Origin of the sequence: Deinococcus aestuarii (genome assembly GCF_018863415.1) — a bacterium.
Classification (GTDB): Bacteria; Deinococcota; Deinococci; order Deinococcales; family Deinococcaceae; genus Deinococcus; species Deinococcus aestuarii.
The window spans coordinates 156,959-173,876 of sequence record NZ_JAHKSN010000006.1 but is presented as its reverse complement, the minus strand read 5'-3'; the positions used below and the strand labels follow the sequence as shown (position 1 = coordinate 173,876).

The window sequence follows — 16,918 nt, the reverse complement described above, 5'->3', positions numbered from 1 at the left end:
CTCCTTGGGGAGCAGGGCAAGTGGCCAGAACTGCCCTGCCCCCACCGCTCCTCAGCCCAGGGGCGGCTTCACGATGCGCACGGTGTAGGTCTGGACCCCCGTGCTGTGCCCGGTGGTGCTGACCTTGAAGGCGTCTGGGTCGTTGCTGGTCACCTCCGCGTCCACGCCCTCCAGCCAAGCCCGGAAGTCCCGGGCCACCCGTTCCTGCCGGAAGAACGGTCCATTGCCCATCACGGCCACCAGCACGCCGCCGGGGGCGAGCAGGCGGTAGGCGTGCTGGACGTGGCCGATGTCGGCCAGCCCCTCGAAGGGCGGGTTCATGACCACGCGGTCCCATTCGCCTTGCAGGGCCATGCTGTCGTTGCCGATCACCCGATATTCCTTGGCCTCGAGCACTTCCCGCAGCCTGGCGTTCTGCTCGCAGACCTCCACGTGCAGTTCGGGCTCCAGGGCCAGCAGGGCGTCCACCAGATCGCCCTTCCCGGCCTGGGGTTCGAGGACCCGGAGGCCCGGACGCAGCTCGGCCAGCGTCGCCAGGTGGGTGGCGAGCGGGGCGGGCGTGGGCCAGAACCCCGTGACGCGGTATCCGACCAGGTCCCGTTCGAGCATGGCCACCCGGTCCCGCTGGGCACGCGCCGGATCGACCCGCGCCTCGGCCAGCTTACGCAGGGCGGCCGCGGCCTCCACGGCGAGGACCGGGGTGGTCAGCCCACAGGTGTTCATGGCTTCCCAGGTCCTCGCCTCGGACACGAACCGCTGGCTGTTCGCGGCGATGTGGTCGAAGGGCTTCAGGGGCGCCACTTCCCGGAGAACCGTGAGCACCCCGTTCACCTGCTCGGGCAGGAGTTCCCGCAGCCAACCGTATTTCACCGGCAAGGCCCCGACGCTGCCCAGCACCAGGGAGGCTGGCGCGTGCGTCCGCAGGGCCTCGAACTCCTCGTTGGTCAGGCAGACCCTGGCGAGCGAGGCGGCGTGGTCCGGGCCGAGCTGCACCAGCAGCTCGATCAGCTTGGGGTGGGTCACCCGGGCCAGCACGGACGGGAGCGTACCGTCCTCCAGGCCGTCCGCCACCGCACGGTAGGCGCGTTGCAGGCGGCGCAGGCGCGAGGCGTCCTCGGCCCGGCTGGCTGCGTCGAGGCTGCGCTTGCGGGTCATGTTCATGCCCACGTAAGAGGGAGTCTCCTTTTCTTGTGCCCGGCGTTCTAGGTCGCCCTGCACGTTTGCGCGACAGGGCGATGACCTTGGGCGCGGCGGCGCCGGGCGCGGTGGGGGAGAGCGGAGCCGTCTCAGCCAGGGTGGAGGTCATAGGAACTCTACCCCGCCGGGCCGCGACCCTTGGGCTACCTGGAGGGCAGGACCTGCTTCAGGACGCGGTAAACTTGACTGGGCTGAGGCCCAGCCGTTCCACCTCGCCGCCCGCCCGGCACTTCGCAGGAGGCAACGCCGCCTGTACGGCCCGCACCACGTCCTCGGTGACGCACTTGCGCCGGAGGGGCGCGAGAAGAGGAGTAGTTGAGGAGACGGGCAGGGGCTCGCTGGGCTCCTGCGTTACGGTGGACGGCAGCGAGGACACGAAGACGGCCCCCACCGACGCTCCATGCAGATCGCCCTCCAGGTGCATCACCTTGCACGTCTCCGCGACGTGCTCCCCAGGCTCGCCGAGGGCGCGGGTGACGCCAGAGGCCAGAGCGGGACGTCTGTTGAGACAGGTGTGGATGGTCGGACGCAGGTGATCCCGCATCAGGGTTCTGTTGACTGGGGTGTAGGCCCGCTCGTACCGCCGCTTCATGCCGTTCAAGCGGGCCAGGCCACGGCTGCATAGGCCGTCAATCAGGGGCTGCGCCGCAGCACGTGTGAGACCCAGCGCGTCGGCAAGCTGAGTGGAGCTGCCCTGGAGGTGGTCGTTCAGGCAGGCCAGCATTTGCTCGAGATGTTCCGGCGTCAGTCTCAGGGGCGAGAAACCCTGCGGGTGTGATGGCAGGGCTTGCGGCGGATGGGGGAAAGCGCGAGAGGGAATCGTCTGTGGCATAGCAACATTCCTTCCTACCCCGGCGGCCCGGAGAAGGGCGCGACGCCTGTGTCCTTCAAGGCAGGAGAGCTTCTGGGTCTCACCGATGCCGGGCGCAAGGGAGGCACTCCCGCTCCCGGCGTATCAGTCAACCTGGAGGTGTCTGGCTTTCCTAGCTTAGGCGGAGCAGGAGGGGCAGATCCCTGGTGTGGTGGTAACGGTTCAGGGCGGCCAGATAACGCGCCCGGTCGGTGTAGATCGGCACGGGCTGGTCGAAGCGCCAGCAGAGCCAAGCCTGCACCAGCCGGGCGAGCCGCCCGTTCCCGTCTCAGTAGGGGCGAATCCGAATCAGCTCGGCGTGCAGCCAGGTGGCATGGTGCAGCACGGCCTGGGCGAGGTCTTCTCCCGCCTGCTGCCGCTCCTCCAAGTCCCGGAGTGCCACATGGTGCTACTCCAAGAGGCCGGCTATCTCCTGGGGGATCAGGCGGGGAGCGCTGCCGAGGAATAATCCAAAGGCAATGTTTGCTTGGCGGTAGCAACCGGGTCGCATCGTCTCGACTCCAGCGCACAGCGCGGCGTGCCAGGCGTGCAATTCTGTCTCGCTCAGCAGTGCTGGTGGTGACACGGCCACCTGCTGGGTCGAAAAAAGGAGCGCCTCCGGCAGGCGCTCCTGTTCCTGTGGGGTGAAGGGACGTCCGTCACTCCCGGTGTGGCCTACGGCTTTCGTCCTCCCGCTCGGCAAGCCGGGCGAGTTGCTCGGGTGTGGTGTCCAGCCCTTCCAGTTGCAGGCTGCTAGCAACGTGGCGGTAGACCTCGGCCTGCCGCTCGTCCGTGATGTGGGGGCGGGGGGCGGCGAGCAGGGGTGCGGGCAGCCGGGTCATCGTCCCTCCAGTGTACCCACCAGGCACCTCTTGGGGCAGCAGAATGACCACCCACGGCGCGACCTAAAGGCGGCAATTCAGCGTGAACTCTCGCGCCTGGTGAGGTTCAAAAGCCATCCTTCTCGATATCCAACGACAACACGGTGGGATACTTGGTCTGGCCCCTAACAACTGGACAAAGCTGACTGGAGACCGTCGGCTCGCTGAGGTGCTGCTGGAGCCGATGAATGAGGGGGGTTTCGGTCGCTGCCGCCCTTGTGTTAGGGTAAGGCCACACGGCGGTGCCACCGACCCCCCGCGCGCTGGGTAAACGGCATGCAGGCTGAGACATTATTCTGTTGTTCTGGTTCCCGAATGGGCTGGTGTGGGGAGCAGCAGTGCGCGGGCTGACGCTCCTGAACGCAGCAAAACCCTTCGGAGGATCATCGTGTTGGTGTCACTTGTCAAGCGGCAGTCGGTGCGGCTGCGCCTGGCCCTGCGGGAGCAGGACGTCGCGCTCAGCTTGGGGCACGTTCAGCAGCTCGTCGCCGCCGCGTACGGCCACGACAGCTACCAGGCCCTGCGGGAGACCCCCTACGCCGCGCCCGCGCCGGTGTACGATCCGCCGGCTCTGGCGGAGGTCATGAGCATTCGCGCGCGTGAGCTGGGGTTGCAGGTGGATGTAGCCCGCCTCACCCCCGCGGTGGCGAGCGCCCTGCTGCTCTCGCCAGATCAGACCCTGGAACTCGTCCGGGAAGCCCTCCCGGTCCGGCTCCGGCACCTCGTGGTGGATGGCCCTCACCATGTGCCGCTCCGTCAGGCTGAGGACGACCGGATCACGCCCGAACAGTGGGCCACTCACCTCACGTTTTCCGAGATGGAGGAGTTCTGGGACCAGTGGCCCGACGGCGACGAGCTGGACTGGCAGTTTCGGACGCTGACGGGCGCAGGCATTTCCCTCATGACCTTGCCTACCGAGGGCCTGCTGACGGTTATCCCGGCGCAGGCCACGTGGATCCCCGTCAGCGGTTGGAGTAGTGCCCTCCTGACTGGCGCACCTCACAACGTGCATGCCTCGCTCGAGCTGCTGCTGCGCGCCGTTTATGCTCAGGGCCGCCGGATACGGCTGCTCCAACCCAAGGTGTCGCGGGGATGGCTGCCCATCTTGCAGTGGGCGGCCCGCCCCCTCGTGTGGGAGGAGGTCCTGACGGCAGGGGCAAAGGTCACGGCCCAGCAGCTTGCCGAGACGCCGCCAGGGCACCTGGTCGTGGTGCGGGGCGTGGCCCTCGACGCGCCGGACGTGCTCGCCGCAGCCCAGGGCCAGGGACGGCAGGTGCTGCTGTTGCTGGACACGCCCGCGCTGATCGAGCAATTTGGCAGCGTCGAGGTCGACCTGCGGATTCATCAGGAGCGCCACCGGGGACCGGGGGAGCCGGTGGGGGAGCACCACCTGCACGACACGTGAGGCGAGGTGTCCTGATTGGAGTGCCCGGGCTGTGCCGCGCTCGATCGCCGCCGCTGAGAAACAGGCCAGGATGCGAACCGGGCATGGTCCCCGCACACCGTCTTCACCGCGTCCAGGCCGACTGCCGTCTCCCCAGACGAGGTGGCAGTTCGGCGGTAGCCGGCGGCACGGGTCCTGAGAGCCGACCGGCGCCGGACGTGGCGAGGAGGCGTGGGGCAACCGTCCGCGAGTGCAGTCGCCTCGACCCGTCCAAAGAGTGGGTCCAGCGGGTCCTCCTTGTGGTGATCCGTTCCGCCGATGAGACGCTGTCGGTTCCCTAGACTCCACGTCTCCGGCTCCCGTGGAGGGTTCTTGCTCCGCTGGGGCCAGGTCAGTCCTGCACGACCGGGGGCTCTTTCGGATCAAAGGGGCTCGCCCGTGAGCTCCTCCACGGACGCGATCAGGTCCTCCTGGCCCCGGGCTGCGGCGGACAGCCGGTCCACGGCCGCGTCGTCTAGGGTCTCAAGACTGGCGAGGGCCTCACCGCGGGGCGCGCGGCCCAATTTCACCCGCAGGATCGAGCGGATCATGCCGAGCGACTCCTGGCGGTTCAGGGGCAGCAGCACCGGCTGCGGTTGGGGTTGGGCCTTCACCTTGGCCTGGGTGGGCGCCTTCTTGAATTCACCCATTCTGACGTCGTACTTCTCGGGATGGCGGACGGCGTCCACCACCGTTGCGGCGAGCGACCTCGGCCGGTAGCCCTCGTCGAGCCGCCGGCGCACCGCCCGCACCGCTGGCCGGATGCGCTCGGGGTGATCGGCGACGAGGGCCTCGGCCACCGGGCGGCTCACCTTCATCTCGGTCAGCAACCGGACCAGCTCGGGGTCCACCTCCCCCTCGAACTCGTACTTGATGCGCGCACCCTCGCCAGAGCCCTCGTAGGACACGTCGCGCAGGTACTTGGCTGCGATCAGGTGCACGTGGGCGCCATCCAGGGTCCGCTTGACGTTGTTGGGCCGCTGGCCGCTCAGCCCGGTCGCTTCCCGCCAAGCCGCCATGATGACCGGCAGCTCCCGCACGAGTGAGCCGTCGTCCCCAACGCGGTGCGCCTGCAGCACCCGGTACAGGCTGCGCGCGGTGGGCTGTTTCAGATCATTGAGCAACTCGGCGTCGAGGATCTGGTAGAAGCCCTCGCGGATCGATTGGGCGAACTGCCGCGAGAAGGTCACCCGCAGGGGTGCGCCCGCCTCAATGGTCCCCCCCTCGCCGCTGGCGCTCAGACTGGTGTCCCGCACGGAGATGCGGTCGATCAGGCGGTTGGTCTCGGTGGTGCCGCGAAACCGCCCGCCCGACTGACGGGAGACGCGCGTGAGCCAGCTCACCCCCTCCAGCCGCAGCAGGCTCTCGCGCAGCCGGGCGTAGGCGTTGCCGCGGGTGCCGAGCGGGGTGAGCTTCAGCAGTCGGTAGGCCGTGCATTCCACAGTGTCGTCGTCCGGGCAACCCGCCTCGAAGAACAACGTCTGCAGCGCGAGCAGGACATCCGGGTCCACGCCGTGCGGCCGACCGCGGGCCGCGACGCCTTGAACGTAGAAGTGGCGGTCGCCGATGCTAAAGGTGGTCTCCCAGCTCTGGTCATCGCCGTTGTCCCGGTTCAGGATGCTGAATACCCCGGACCGCGCCAGGGTCAGCTCGTTGATCCACTTTTCGTTGCCCTGGCTCATGATGGATGATTGTAATGACTTTAAAAGATCAAGAAAAGATTGATTGCATCATCAAGCGCCGGGGGAGACCTGCTCCTGGCGCGGCAATCCTCATGGAAGTGACTCGAAGTTAGCGAGGATTCCACTCCCTGGAGACTCAAAGCTAGCGAGGATGTAACTCAAAGTTAGCGAGGGCACGACTCAAAGGTAGCGTGCCTTTTCAGTCCTGAAGACTCAAAGCTGGCGACGGCCCCGGCAGGCATGTGACTCAAAGGTAGCGTGTCTCTAGGACCCAAAAGACGGGGGTCGACTCAAAGGTAGCGATAGTTGAGAAATAACGTCTGGGCCGTCAGATCTCCTCGCCAAACTCAAACCTAGCGATAAGTTAGACTCAAAGGTAGCGAGGTTGGCTGCCGGAGGGTCGTGGTGGACCCGAGCCTCGCGTCACACGGACAGCTGCAGGGGATGCCCCACCAACCATCCAGCTGCTCCCGCGGGCGCCGGTAGGGGGACATCGGTCTGTCTCACGCACGCTGACGCCTGCAACGGACCCAGGGCACAGACTGAACGGGCGGTTCAACTCAGTGGCTGAGCCGACCCTCGCGCAGGGCGAGCACCCGCAGGGCGTAACCCACTGCCGCGAGCACCGTCGCCGTCGTCACCCCGTGCTCCAGCCCCAGGTATGCCGCCGAGTGCAGCGCGTGGTACGCCACCGCGAGCGGGTCGTCCTGGGTGGCAGCGAGCTTGCCACACCAGTCCTCGCCTAGCGCCCGCAGATCTGTCCCCCCGTGCCCAGCCATCAGGGCGATGTCCCGCGCGTTGCGCTCCACCTGCTCGGCGAAGGAGAGCAGCAGCTCCCGGGTGGGCCGTTCCTCGCCCAGCGCGGGGGCGAACTCCACAGCGGCGACCACCTGCAGGGTGAGCGCGATACAGGTCTCAAAAGCTTGCTTGTTGGCCGGGTGGTCGAGCGGGGAGCGGGGCACGGCCGTCATGCCCCCAGGCTGGGCGCAGGGCAGGCGGCGCGTCAAGCCGGTCAGCCCACGGGGATGATGCGGGGGGTGGCGGCCGCCCAGGTGAGCCGCACGCGCGGGCAAGGAAGGCTGTTCTGGGACCGGCCACGCTTCAAAGCCGCCGTCCTCCTGGAATGACCGGTGCCCTCACTCCACTGAGGAGGGTTTGACGTCCTCTCCGCCCAATCTTGCACAGATATTACATAATATGTAATATTGGTACGTGGGTCGGTTAAAGGCAGAGGTGACTCAGCAACACCGGCGGCAGCTGTTCGAGGTCGCCGACGGCCAGGCCGGCTACTTCAGTGCCAAGCAGGCCGAGGCGGCCGGCTTCTCCCGTCGCCTCCAGCACCACTACGCCCGCATCGGCGAATGGCTGCGCCCCGAGCGCGGCGTCTACCGCCTGCGCGACTACCCCGAGGGCCGCGCCGATCAGTTCGCCCGCCTCACCCTCTGGAGCCGCGACCTCCACGACCAGCCCCAGGCGGTCGTCTCCCACGACACCGCCCTGCGTCACCACGACCTCAGCGATCACGATCCCAGCCGGGTGCACCTGACGGTCCCGCCCGGTTTCCGCAAGGCCCCACCGCGTGGGGTGGTCCTCCACCGGGCGCACCTCGCGCCCCAGGACACCCAGCCCGCCGGCGGGTACCGCGTGACGACCCCCGCGCGCACGCTCCTCGATCTGGCGGACAGCCCCCTCAGCCCAGAACACCTGCACCGCGCCGTTCAGGAGGCCTCAGCACGTGGGCTGATCCGCCCACGCCGCCTGCTGGCCGCCGCCCAGGACCTGCCGCCCGCCGCCCGCCGCCGCCTGCTGAACGCTCTGGAGGCCTCGTGAGGTACAAGACACCCGCCGCCTTCCGCCGGGCCCTCAGCGACCGCCTTCGCACCCTCGCTGAGGACAACGGTGAGGACCTCGCCCATCTCCAACGTCGGCTCGCGTACGAGCGATTCCTGGCCCGCCTCAACCGTGTTCACGAGGACGCGTACGTTCTGAAGGGTGGGTACGCTCTCGAACTCCGCCTCGGCGGCCATGCCCGCGCTACCAAGGATCTCGACTTCAACGCCCCTCCCAAACCCGCCGAGGACATCCTCGATGATCTTGCCGATGCCGCAGAAGCTGACCTCGGCGACTTTTTCCTTTTCACCGTCACGCCTCCCCAGGCGGGCCGGGGCGCCCTCCAGGGCCCTCCGGAAGGGGGCCGGCGTTTCCGGGTCGAGGCGCAGCTCGACGGGAAGCCCTATACGTGGTTCCTCGTCGATGTCGGCCAGTGCGACACCCTGATCAACGCCCCCGAGCGCCTGCCAGCCCGCATCGACCTGGCTTTTGCCGAACTCGACTCGCCCGCGATGTACAGCTACCCTCTTCCCGAGCACTTCGCGGAGAAGCTCCACGCGTACACCCGTCCCCGCCCCAATGACGTCCGCACCCGCGTCAAGGATCTGTTCGACCTCAGCCTCATCATCGGTGAACTTCGTCTGGCGCCCGGTCCCGACGTCCAACACGTCACCCAGGACGTCTTCACCCGCTACGGCACCCATCCGCTGCCCAGGTCCGACGAGCTGCGTCCTCCCCCTGAGGAGTGGCGTGTCCCCTTCGCGGCGCTCGCCCGCGACGCCGACCACGCGGTCACGGACATGAGTGTCGCCTACCAGCACATCACAAGTTGTAGTTCTGCGGCGGGCGTGCCGGCCAGTCCTAGCGGTTGCTCGGGGTGGGCCTGGGCGCCTCTTTGGGCCTGACACAGTGGCTCTGCCCTGGGACAAGCTGAAAGGGCGAGGGCCAGAGCGTCCTGGTGCTGTTCAAGGTACCGTTTCCCTGCGAACGCCCGAACCCTGTTGCCCGTCTCAGTCTGGGTGGTACTCCAGGATGTCGCCGATCTGGACGTCCTCGCCGGTAAGTTGGCGCAGGCCATCGAGAATGAGGGTGAGGGTCGGTAAATCTACTCGAGTCGGTTCATGACCTGGCCGTGCGATGCGATAAATCGTATTGGGCTGCTTCACCCCACTGGCTTTCACGAGAGCATAGGCGGAGAAGCCACGAGCCTTGAGGAAATCGGCGAGCTTCCACCGCGTTGCAGACATGACCAATAGTTTGACTGAGTATACAGACCAGCGTTACTGCAAAATCGCAATACTACGCGATATGGTATAGTGCAAGCCTGAAGGGGCCAGGGCGTGAGAAACTCAAGCCCCTTCAGAATCCAACTTGAGGTGGATCAGATGCAGGATAACACCGACCCGCAAACCTCCCGGACCAAAGGGGCGCCTGATGCGTGACCTCACGCGTTCACAGCAGCGTTTCCTGGACCTCCCCGGTCCACGGCGGTCCCGCAGCGACGAGCAGGCCCAGCCCATCGGGCACATCACCCTCAGCTTCCAAGCTTCCAGGCCGTGGCCTTCCTCAGGGAGCGGCTCTACGCCTCCGGCAGCTACCAGGGGGGCCCGCTGTTCGGCTTCCACAGCGCGAGCGACCTCTCGGTGCAATATGCCGCCCCCGCCGGGTACATCTGCGGCGACCCGGAACTCCGCCGGCAACCCCTGGCCCTCGACGAGCGCTACGTTCTAGGCTGGAGCGACTGCCTGGAGACCGTCTCCCCCGGCAAGTTGGACTGGGTGGGCCAGTGGCTGATGTACCCCGACCGTCAACTCGCTCCCCTCGAACAGGATGTGATCTGGCTTCGTCAGGGCCTGGGGACGGACCTCTTCAATGAGGATCACGTGCTGCTCACGGTGGGCTGGGAGCAGGGGCGGATCAGCGCCCGGGCCCTCGGGTACAACCGGCAGACACGAGAGCCGCTGACCTTCACCCACGACCTGGGGGGAGAGGAGTAGGGGAGAGGCCACCGAGGGTCGATCTGCCTAAGCCGCGCTTGCTGTCGGTACGGCTCGGCACTCCCGCTCCATTCCGTGCGACCTGACCTGCGAGCGGGATTTTGCCTAGTCGTGGCCGATCACGCCACTTCCGGTGGTGTCAAGGAAGCACAGGCAGATCGGCGCCCAGGCCACCTCGGAGACCACCGGCACTCCGAGAACTCCTGACCTTCACCCGCGATCTGATGGGGAAGTAGGGGAGAGGCTGTCCTCCGCCAGCCGGGCCTCGACCTGCCGGATGAGTTCGGACAGGGGCAGGTCGAGCGCCTCGGCTACCGCCAACAGGGTAGAGAGGCGCAGGTCGAGCTTGCCCTGCTCGATCAACCCCATGTGGCTGCGGTACACCCCCACCCGGTCCGCAAAGTCGTCCTGATTGAACCTCGGCTTGCGCCCGGCGCGGATCAACTCACCCAGCGCGACCTGAAAGGCAAGGTGCTCGGGACGGGCCTGACGCTTGCGTGACGGCATCCCGCCACCCTCGCCCCCCACCTTCTTCGTGGCGACGCTATAAATTATGGCCTAAAATATTGGTCAGCCAACGCACCGACCAGAGAGCGCCCCTGGTACTCGGCAGAATCTTTTGGCTGGTCTGTAGGGTCTCGAGTCACGCTTTCCATCACGAAAGGACGGCCCATCCATGCTTCTCACGCCTCTCCCCGGGTTCCATACCACCAGGCTTGATCCCCCCTACGCCCCGCTAGGAGGGCAGACGCCGGCCCGCTCGCCTCATCCCGCCTGGAATCCGATGGGTCACGGTCTCGGTCCTGGGGGTTCAAGGCTGTGACCGGCAAAGCACCTGAAGAGCACGGCGGCCCGGCCAAGCGGCGCCGGGGCATCCCCAAATCGTCGGTGCCTCCCTTGCCCCCGCAGACCGTCGAGCGGGTTCTCCTGATGGCCGTCGCCGTGGGGGAGTGGCTGCGGGAGGAGTCGGACCCCTCGCCCGACGTGCGGCACTTCGCCCTGCGGACCGCCCAGATTCTGCGGGGCGTGGCCTACCACTGCGCGAGTGTCCAGGGGTTCTTCTGGCCGCTGTGCCTGAACACGGCCCGGTTCGAGGACAACCTGGCGGTGCAACGGAGCACCCGGGACGCGGAGCAGCTCTTCAACCTGCGGACCGTGACCCTCGATCCGGGGGACGCCTCCCGCGCAGCGACGGAGGTGACCGCGCTGCTTAAAGGGGCGCTGGCGGTCGAGCGTCTGGCGGGGCTACCGCCCGCGCCCGACATTCCTGAGCCGGTGGAGTTGCCGTTTCCGCCCCTAAGTCCACGTGAGGAGCAGCTTGTCGCGCTGCTGAGAGTACAACTGGCGCTGATCGTGCTCGGGGGCCAACCCAAACCTGACCGCGTCCTGGAAATCTGCTGGGAGGCGGCCCTCCGGTTCCGCCAGCTGGGCGCTCAAGGCAGCGCTGCCCTGAGCCTGTCTCTCGAGGAGCAGGTGCGTCGGGCCAGGACCTGGATGCGCCGGGCTTTGCGGAGCGGACAGCCGGCGGCGCAGGTGTTGGAGGGGTTGCTGCGGGAGGTTGTCTCCGGGGAGGGCGGCCCCTCGGTCCGCACCGTTGGGCGTGACCTGCAACTCGCCGCGCTGTTGGAGCACATCGTGAAGGCCTCCCCCGTGATGGAGGACCAGCCGTGACTCATCGGGCTCTCCAGATCATCAGCGAGAGGACCCCCGGTGTCCGCTGACCATCCCCCCGTCCCGCAACGGCTCCTACATCTCCTGGGCTCTCTCGGGGCCAGGAAGGAGGCGATGACCTTCAGCCCAGACATCCGGGGCGCCCGGAGCCTCGCGGCGGCCGCTGTGGCGTTCACGGTCCTGCTGTTCGCGCAACGGGTTCTGGGACTCCAGGGTGGAGTGCCCGTGGTGCTTGCCCTGGTGGTCTTTGCCCTGAGCCTGCGCTCCCAGGATCAGGTGGGGCGCCTGCTCGCGGTCGCGCTGCTGGTGATGTTCTTCCTGCTGGCCCGCCTGGTTCCCGGGAACACTGCGGTGCTGCTGATCGCGCCGGTCCTGGCGTTCCTGGCGCTGCGTCACCTGGCACTCCACCGACGGGCGCTGGGGTTCGACCGTCACCTCGGACGCCTGGTCAGGAGCCTCAGTGCGGGGTGGAAGGTCTACCTGCCCAGGGACCCGCAGGCTTACCACGTCGCGCGGGTCCTGGTGAGCCCGGAGGGACAGACCTTCTTCGTCGGGATCACGCCCGGACGGGCCGAGCAGCGGTACGGCACGCCGCACGTGAACTGGCGGGACGTGACCGCCGACACCGTGCGTGCCCTGGCCGCCCGTGACCCCGGGGTGGTGAGCCGTGGGCAGCACGTTCTGTGGGTGGTCAAGCCCCCGCGAGCCCAGGGGGACTACGAGACGACCGCCGAGCATGGGGTGAGCACGGTGATCGGCACGGCGGACGAACTCGCCGGGCAGTTGCAGGCCTGGTCCGGGATGCGGCGCAACCTGGAGCAGGCCTCGCTCGAGCCCTCACCCGCTGACCTCGGGCGGCGGGTCGAGGCGGAGGCCGTTCAGGAGCTGTACAACCTCATGCCCCCCGAGTGGGAGATGATCCCGAACCTGCTGCTGGCCTCGGGGGGCGACGCGGACGCCATCCTCGTGTCGCCGGCGGGAGAGAAGTACGTGGTGGACGTGAAGGCCAGGACGGACCGGATGGACCTGGGGGCGCCGAGAGGGGACCGGGTGAAGTCGTGGCGGGAGATCCACGACCAGGTGCGGCACGCGGCGCGCCAGCTTCAGGGCGTGCCGGTGGTGTGGCAGCCCCGCGCCCGGGACACGGACTTCTCTTTGATTGGTGAGGTGTGGTGCCTGCGTGGGGGGGCGGAGGACCTGCTTGAGGCGTTGGAGACGCTGGGAGGTGCGGACGGCGGGGGAGGACCGCACGAAGTGCTGGGGGTGGCACCCGACGCCTCGCCGGAGGAGATTCGGGCAGCGTACCGGGAGCTGGCCAAGAAGTACCATCCGGACCGGGTCGGGCACCTAGGGCCGGAGTTCCGTCAGTTGGCCGAGCGGCGGATGCAGGCGATCAATGCGGCCTACCACAAGCTCCTGGGTTGAGCGCTGGGGCGAAGAGGAGAAGCGACTTCCTGCGGACCGAGCGCGTGCAGGATGTGTTGTCCAGCAAGCTGGCGGACACGACTCCGTCGGTGGTCACGCCTGCCCGCCTTCTGGAAGGCGGAGGGGCGCCTGACGCCACCCTCCTGGCGCGCGCTGCTTCCAGGCACACGTTGAACTTGCAGCGGCAGGAGCGCGGTCCTGCCAAACCTCCGGTAGGGGTGCCCGAGGTGGCAAGCATGAACATCCCCCAGCGGGTGGCTCTGCAGGTGCGCGGCTTGGGATGCCGAGAGGGGCTGTGGAGGCTCGGGCACTGGAGGTCCGGCAGGCAAAGATCGCAAGCAGGGCGGACGAGGTGTGAGACACGTGTGCAGACCCTGTGGTCGAGCCCTGTGCTCCATCCCTGCCCGGGTGTCCTCCGGGTGCGGCTGGACGCCGGTGAGGCCGTTCTGTCGGGGGTGCCAGGCCAGGCCGATCCGGGTCAGGACGTTGCTCCCTCGGAGCCCCGGGCTTGCTTGGCGGCACGCACGGGGGCCAAGAAGAAGGGGCGGGGAACTCCCCATCCCGCTCCATCAGAGCCGTCTGTGCTCGTCCGTTGTCGCGATCCGCAGCCCGAGGTCGGGCCGTCATGTGAGCCGGCTACGCTCGCCCGTTGAACACGAGGTACTTGGCGACTTCACCCATCAGCTCGCCCGACATGGCACGGTCGCAAGGGCTCATGTGCGCGTCCCGGGCCTCGTACAGCGCGGCGCGCAGCTCATCATCGCTCGCCCCCGACGCGAAAAGGGCGCGCAGCCGCGCAACAACGGGCGGCTCGCGGTACTCGGTGCCGGGTTGAGGTTGGGGGGCGAGGCTGGGCATACGTCACCGCCTTTCACGGGCGAGCAAGTCTTCGATTCCTCGCCGGAAACTTGACTGCTCTCGAAAAGCAGTGTACGACAAGACCTCCTGCCGGAGCACCGGGTCCACGTTCAGGGTATGCAGCGCCGCGCTCAGGTAGGCGTGCTGGTCGCGCGCGCCGGCTCTCCAGCAACCACGCCGCCCCGAAGCGGTCTTCCAACGCGAGCACCGCCCGCATGGCCTCAGGGTAGGCCGTCGGAATAGGCGGGACGCCCCCCAGCAGATCGCGCGTGGCCCGCTCCCCGTACAGGTCCGCGCCGCCCTCCTCCAGCGGGTGAAACTCCCCGCCCACGTACCCCTTGAGGGCGTGCCAGTGTTCGTGCGCGAGGGTGCGCGCACCTCTGGCGCGGGCGTCCATGAACTCGCTCGCCAGGTCATGCCACAGCAGCGGCAGAATCAAAACCTCCTGCCCAGTGAACGCCGAGCGGGTCAGGGTCAAATCCTCTACCTGCACCGCACTCAGGCCGTGCTCGCGAGCGTAGCGTTCGAGCTTGCGCTCGGTGTGCACGTAGCGCAGCCGGACCGGGCCCGGCAGCGGATGACGGCGGTGCAGCTCGTGGGTCATCGCGTTCACCACGGCGCGCGGCGAGGCGTAGCGCAGCAGGCAGTCATAGGGCACGTTCCCGCTGGCGGGCAGCCGGTCGAGGCCCAGACTCACCTCCGGCTCCTGGTCCCGCTCGGCGACTTGGTAGCCCTGCCGCACGCCGTCGCGCCGGACCATCAAGACGAGTCTCAGGGGCCGCTCTCGGGGAGGCTTCATGCACTCACCCTGGCATCTGTGCCGGGAACGGTGTGTTCAGGGGAGGTGGGCAGATCGGCCGGCACGTCCGGCTGAGCCTCCTGCCGGGCGTCCTCGTGAATGGCCGGGCCCAGCGGCTTTTCCCACCACTCGGGCAAGTCCCCCTCCCGCTCGGCGTGGGCGCGGCGGATGGAAGCGGCGAGGCCGTTGTCGTCCATGTCCCCGTATTCTCCCTGGAGAATTGAACCCAGCTCCTGCTTGCGAGTGAGGCGCCGCACGTTGTCGCGGTCAGAGGCGGTGTCGGTGACGAGGTGGGGCACTTCCACCCGCTTCATCTGCCCCAGCCGGTCAATGCGGGCGTTCCTCTGTTTGGGGGTCTCCTGCGTCGAGGGCAAGTCGTCGATCAGGCTCTCGCCTCGGTGTTGGAGGTGAGCGCTGGTCGCCCCCGTATCCGAGCACAGCGCAATGGCCACCTGGCCCTGATCGAAGACCTTGCGCACCCGGCCGTTCCCGTCGGTTGCGGTGCCTGCTCCACCCGCCGGTGCCCCTCATGCGGTGTGCCCCGCTCTCGGTCCGGCCACGGCGCAGGACATCGCTCGCCTCCGCCCGGACCCCCGCCCCCGGCGGGGGTGACGTCCCTCCCCCTGCGCGGCTAGCCTGGGAGCATGGGGACGCTTGAGCTGGAGAACGCCGTGTTGGCGAAGGTGTTGCAGGCGGGCGCCCTGACGACCCGGCGTGTGATCGCCGAGCACGGCCCCAAACCCAACTGGTCACGCCTGCTCCGGGAAGGCTACCTCCGCGAGGTACACACGCCCTACGGCGCGGTGCTGGCGGTCACCCCCCGGGCCCACGGGCTCAATGCGGAGAAGCAGGTCGTGCCGGACGCCCCCTACCTCACCGGTCCGAGTGCCGTCGCCGACCGGGCCTACCAGCTGGACGCGCTGGCCCTGCTGGAGGCGGAGGGGTACACCCTGCACCGGCACGAGTACAAACGCTCGGGGAAGGTGGGCTACCAGGCGGGCACCACCAGCCAGATCGTGCGCACGGTCTTGCGGGTACCGCCCGCCTACGCGGCCAGGCTGAAAGACACCGAGAGCTACTTCGCCAGCGGCCGCTACTTCGTGCGCCGGGTGCTTGAGCCGGAGGCGGACCAGTGGGGAATCTTCGGGGAGGTGCTCGGTTACCCCAGCCTGTACGCCAGCATTGGCGGCGGCGGAATCGGGCTGCCCCGGGTGCGGACGCTCCTGCGCCGGCACCACCTGGATATCGACAACTGGCGCCACCCCCTGATCCTCGCGGTGCCTGAGGAGGGCCAGTTGCGAAGCCTCCTGCGGGTCCTGGAGGCCGAGCGCGCCCAGGCGAACCCCAGGAATGTGTCCTCGCTTTACCCCCGGGTGAGGCTCCTCATCCTGCCCCGGCCGGCTTCGTGAACCAGGTCGATTTGATCATGTTCTTTTTGCATCTCGGCCGGTCTTCGTAAGGGTCACGCGCCGACCAGAAATCGACGAAGACCACGACCACCCCATCTACTCCAGGCAGCCGGTCCCAGTCGTGCAGCTTTTTGGCCTGCTTGCTCACGCTGGCGGTTCGCGTGTGGACCGATGTCGCCCAGATAATCACGTTGTACCCCGCCTGGGCCGCGGCCTCCAGTTTCTGCTCCACCCGGGTGGGGGCGTACCCCGCGTCGAACTCCACCGACCAGTCCCGCCGCAGCCGCGGGTGGGGATTGAGGATCTCCGCGTCCGGGAGGTGGGCGCGTTGCCGGCCAGCCAGCGTGACATGCTGCCAGACGGCCCGGGGAGGCATGGCGTTCTTCTGCTCTATCCGGTGCCGCACCTCACCCAGCCCCGCGTCGTGCATAAGGTCGCGGGGTGGCCGCGAGAGCCACCGGGCGTCCAGGGCCACGAAGCTCAGGTCGGTATCGCTGTGCGGCTGGGTGGTCCGGGTCCGGCAGGTCAGGGTCACCTGGGGGAGCCCCAGCCACGTCGCCGCCCGCAGCAGCCCCCGCCGCTCGAGCTGCACCGTCGTCAGCGTCCGGTCGACGGCGAGCACGGTACGCAGCCGGGCCTTCTGGGTGGCGGGGTGCTCTCCTGGCATGGGCCATGATGGCACACCGTTATCCGTTGTGCGTGCCCGCTCCGCCCCGCCGCCGTGTGGCTGGGGATGGAGGCGGGGGGCGTGGGGGTTCTCCTTCCCGGAACAGATTATGATTTTGCAAGGGAAAAACCTGCAAAATTCAAAAAGTTGTCGGGTGAGGGCAGTTGGCTTGCCAGTCCATGAACACTGGCATGTCCTATACAGAGCTAGTCTGGCGAGTATGCTGGGG

The 16,918-nt window shown here is 67.9% G+C and carries 19 protein-coding genes; 7 read left to right on the top strand and 12 right to left on the bottom strand.

The features are described 5' to 3' along the window. Window positions 1-51: 51 nt before the first annotated feature. The 4 genes from IC605_RS10400 to IC605_RS10390 all read right to left on the bottom strand — a co-directional run bounded on the left by IC605_RS10400 (window position 52) and on the right by IC605_RS10390 (window position 2,889). Window positions 52-1,155: a class I SAM-dependent methyltransferase gene (locus IC605_RS10400; protein ID WP_216322957.1), complete on the bottom strand. Its 1,104-nt coding sequence runs from the start codon at window positions 1,153-1,155 to the stop codon at window positions 52-54. 208 nt (window positions 1,156-1,363) lie between these two features. Next, window positions 1,364-1,921, bottom strand: a complete 558-nt coding sequence (locus tag IC605_RS10395; protein WP_216322955.1) for a hypothetical protein — start codon at window positions 1,919-1,921, stop codon at window positions 1,364-1,366. Between the two features lie 259 nt (window positions 1,922-2,180). Continuing rightward, complete coding sequence (locus IC605_RS25100) at window positions 2,181-2,309, bottom strand: hypothetical protein (protein WP_281416263.1); 129 nt, start codon at window positions 2,307-2,309, stop codon at window positions 2,181-2,183. Window positions 2,310-2,706: 397 nt separating this feature from the next. After that, a complete protein-coding gene (locus IC605_RS10390; RefSeq protein ID WP_216322953.1) occupies window positions 2,707-2,889 on the bottom strand; it encodes a hypothetical protein in 183 nt (60 codons plus the stop codon). Between the two features lie 427 nt (window positions 2,890-3,316). Between IC605_RS10390 and IC605_RS10385 the strand changes: the two genes are divergently transcribed. Further along, window positions 3,317-4,333 (top strand): hypothetical protein, encoded by a 1,017-nt coding sequence (locus IC605_RS10385; protein ID WP_216322950.1) that lies wholly within the window; start codon window positions 3,317-3,319, stop codon window positions 4,331-4,333. A gap of 401 nt (window positions 4,334-4,734) precedes the next feature. On the opposite strand, the gene IC605_RS10380 is transcribed toward IC605_RS10385, so the two are convergent. Together IC605_RS10380 and IC605_RS10375 are read right to left on the bottom strand one after the other, a co-directional pair. Next, window positions 4,735-6,033: a replication initiator protein A gene (locus IC605_RS10380; protein ID WP_216322947.1), complete on the bottom strand. Its 1,299-nt coding sequence runs from the start codon at window positions 6,031-6,033 to the stop codon at window positions 4,735-4,737. Between the two features lie 560 nt (window positions 6,034-6,593). Further along, window positions 6,594-7,004 (bottom strand): hypothetical protein, encoded by a 411-nt coding sequence (locus IC605_RS10375; RefSeq protein ID WP_216322944.1) that lies wholly within the window; start codon window positions 7,002-7,004, stop codon window positions 6,594-6,596. Window positions 7,005-7,266: 262 nt separating this feature from the next. On the opposite strand from IC605_RS10375, the gene IC605_RS10370 reads away from it, so the two are divergent. Both IC605_RS10370 and IC605_RS10365 read left to right on the top strand, forming a co-directional pair. After that, on the top strand, window positions 7,267-7,863 hold the full coding sequence (locus IC605_RS10370) for a type IV toxin-antitoxin system AbiEi family antitoxin domain-containing protein (RefSeq protein WP_216322941.1): 597 nt from the start codon (window positions 7,267-7,269) through the stop codon (window positions 7,861-7,863). Then, a complete protein-coding gene (locus IC605_RS10365) occupies window positions 7,860-8,768 on the top strand; it encodes a nucleotidyl transferase AbiEii/AbiGii toxin family protein (RefSeq protein WP_216322938.1) in 909 nt (302 codons plus the stop codon). The genes IC605_RS10370 and IC605_RS10365 overlap by 4 nt, the downstream gene beginning before the upstream one ends. A gap of 105 nt (window positions 8,769-8,873) precedes the next feature. On the opposite strand, the gene IC605_RS10360 is transcribed toward IC605_RS10365, so the two are convergent. After that, a complete protein-coding gene (locus tag IC605_RS10360; protein WP_216322935.1) occupies window positions 8,874-9,110 on the bottom strand; it encodes a helix-turn-helix domain-containing protein in 237 nt (78 codons plus the stop codon). Window positions 9,111-9,419: 309 nt separating this feature from the next. Here IC605_RS10360 and IC605_RS10355 point away from each other — a divergent pair, with 309 nt between their 5' ends. Continuing rightward, entirely contained in the window at window positions 9,420-9,860 is a 441-nt protein-coding gene (locus IC605_RS10355) for a hypothetical protein (RefSeq protein ID WP_216322932.1), read from the top strand. Window positions 9,861-10,070: 210 nt separating this feature from the next. Here IC605_RS10355 and IC605_RS10350 read toward each other — a convergent pair whose 3' ends face one another. Beyond that, the gene (locus IC605_RS10350; protein ID WP_216322930.1) at window positions 10,071-10,367 is read right to left on the bottom strand and encodes a helix-turn-helix domain-containing protein; all 297 of its coding nucleotides are present in this window, start codon (window positions 10,365-10,367) and stop codon (window positions 10,071-10,073) included. 390 nt (window positions 10,368-10,757) lie between these two features. On the opposite strand from IC605_RS10350, the gene IC605_RS10345 reads away from it, so the two are divergent. Continuing rightward, window positions 10,758-11,531: a hypothetical protein gene (locus IC605_RS10345; RefSeq protein WP_216322914.1), complete on the top strand. Its 774-nt coding sequence runs from the start codon at window positions 10,758-10,760 to the stop codon at window positions 11,529-11,531. Between the two features lie 114 nt (window positions 11,532-11,645). Then, complete coding sequence (locus IC605_RS24595) at window positions 11,646-12,956, top strand: J domain-containing protein (RefSeq protein ID WP_246580672.1); 1,311 nt, start codon at window positions 11,646-11,648, stop codon at window positions 12,954-12,956. A gap of 636 nt (window positions 12,957-13,592) precedes the next feature. On the opposite strand, the gene IC605_RS10335 is transcribed toward IC605_RS24595, so the two are convergent. Genes IC605_RS10335 through IC605_RS10325 form a run of 3 tightly spaced genes read right to left on the bottom strand, consistent with a single transcriptional unit; the run spans window position 13,593 to window position 15,092 of the window. Beyond that, the gene (locus IC605_RS10335) at window positions 13,593-13,814 is read right to left on the bottom strand and encodes a hypothetical protein (RefSeq protein ID WP_216322912.1); all 222 of its coding nucleotides are present in this window, start codon (window positions 13,812-13,814) and stop codon (window positions 13,593-13,595) included. Between the two features lie 13 nt (window positions 13,815-13,827). Continuing rightward, a complete protein-coding gene (locus tag IC605_RS10330) occupies window positions 13,828-14,613 on the bottom strand; it encodes a hypothetical protein (RefSeq protein ID WP_216322909.1) in 786 nt (261 codons plus the stop codon). Further along, a complete protein-coding gene (locus IC605_RS10325) occupies window positions 14,610-15,092 on the bottom strand; it encodes a hypothetical protein (protein ID WP_216322906.1) in 483 nt (160 codons plus the stop codon). The genes IC605_RS10330 and IC605_RS10325 overlap by 4 nt, the downstream gene beginning before the upstream one ends. Before the next feature lie 165 nt (window positions 15,093-15,257). On the opposite strand from IC605_RS10325, the gene IC605_RS10320 reads away from it, so the two are divergent. Next, window positions 15,258-16,022 (top strand): hypothetical protein, encoded by a 765-nt coding sequence (locus IC605_RS10320; protein ID WP_216322903.1) that lies wholly within the window; start codon window positions 15,258-15,260, stop codon window positions 16,020-16,022. On the opposite strand, the gene IC605_RS10315 is transcribed toward IC605_RS10320, so the two are convergent. Next, window positions 15,997-16,689, bottom strand: coding sequence for a hypothetical protein (locus IC605_RS10315; RefSeq protein ID WP_216322900.1), 693 nt, complete (start codon window positions 16,687-16,689; stop codon window positions 15,997-15,999). The genes IC605_RS10320 and IC605_RS10315 overlap by 26 nt on opposite strands. Window positions 16,690-16,918: the final 229 nt, after the last annotated feature.

What these genes read in the sequence shown, in the direction of transcription:
- IC605_RS10400 (WP_216322957.1), bottom strand. Translation starts at nt 1,155, where the DNA reads ATGACCCGCAAGCGCAGCCTCGACGCAGCCAGCCGGGCCGAGGACGCC.
- IC605_RS10395 (WP_216322955.1), bottom strand. Translation starts at nt 1,921, where the DNA reads ATGCTGGCCTGCCTGAACGACCACCTCCAGGGCAGCTCCACTCAGCTT.
- IC605_RS10390 (WP_216322953.1), bottom strand. Translation starts at nt 2,889, where the DNA reads ATGACCCGGCTGCCCGCACCCCTGCTCGCCGCCCCCCGCCCCCACATC.
- IC605_RS10380 (WP_216322947.1), bottom strand. Translation starts at nt 6,033, where the DNA reads ATGAGCCAGGGCAACGAAAAGTGGATCAACGAGCTGACCCTGGCGCGG.
- IC605_RS10375 (WP_216322944.1), bottom strand. Translation starts at nt 7,004, where the DNA reads ATGACGGCCGTGCCCCGCTCCCCGCTCGACCACCCGGCCAACAAGCAA.
- IC605_RS10360 (WP_216322935.1), bottom strand. Translation starts at nt 9,110, where the DNA reads ATGTCTGCAACGCGGTGGAAGCTCGCCGATTTCCTCAAGGCTCGTGGC.
- IC605_RS10350 (WP_216322930.1), bottom strand. Translation starts at nt 10,367, where the DNA reads ATGCCGTCACGCAAGCGTCAGGCCCGTCCCGAGCACCTTGCCTTTCAG.
- IC605_RS24595 (WP_246580672.1), top strand. Translation starts at nt 11,646, where the DNA reads ATGACCTTCAGCCCAGACATCCGGGGCGCCCGGAGCCTCGCGGCGGCC.
- IC605_RS10335 (WP_216322912.1), bottom strand. Translation starts at nt 13,814, where the DNA reads ATGCCCAGCCTCGCCCCCCAACCTCAACCCGGCACCGAGTACCGCGAG.
- IC605_RS10330 (WP_216322909.1), bottom strand. Translation starts at nt 14,613, where the DNA reads ATGAAGCCTCCCCGAGAGCGGCCCCTGAGACTCGTCTTGATGGTCCGG.
- IC605_RS10320 (WP_216322903.1), top strand. Translation starts at nt 15,258, where the DNA reads ATGGGGACGCTTGAGCTGGAGAACGCCGTGTTGGCGAAGGTGTTGCAG.
- IC605_RS10315 (WP_216322900.1), bottom strand. Translation starts at nt 16,689, where the DNA reads ATGCCAGGAGAGCACCCCGCCACCCAGAAGGCCCGGCTGCGTACCGTG.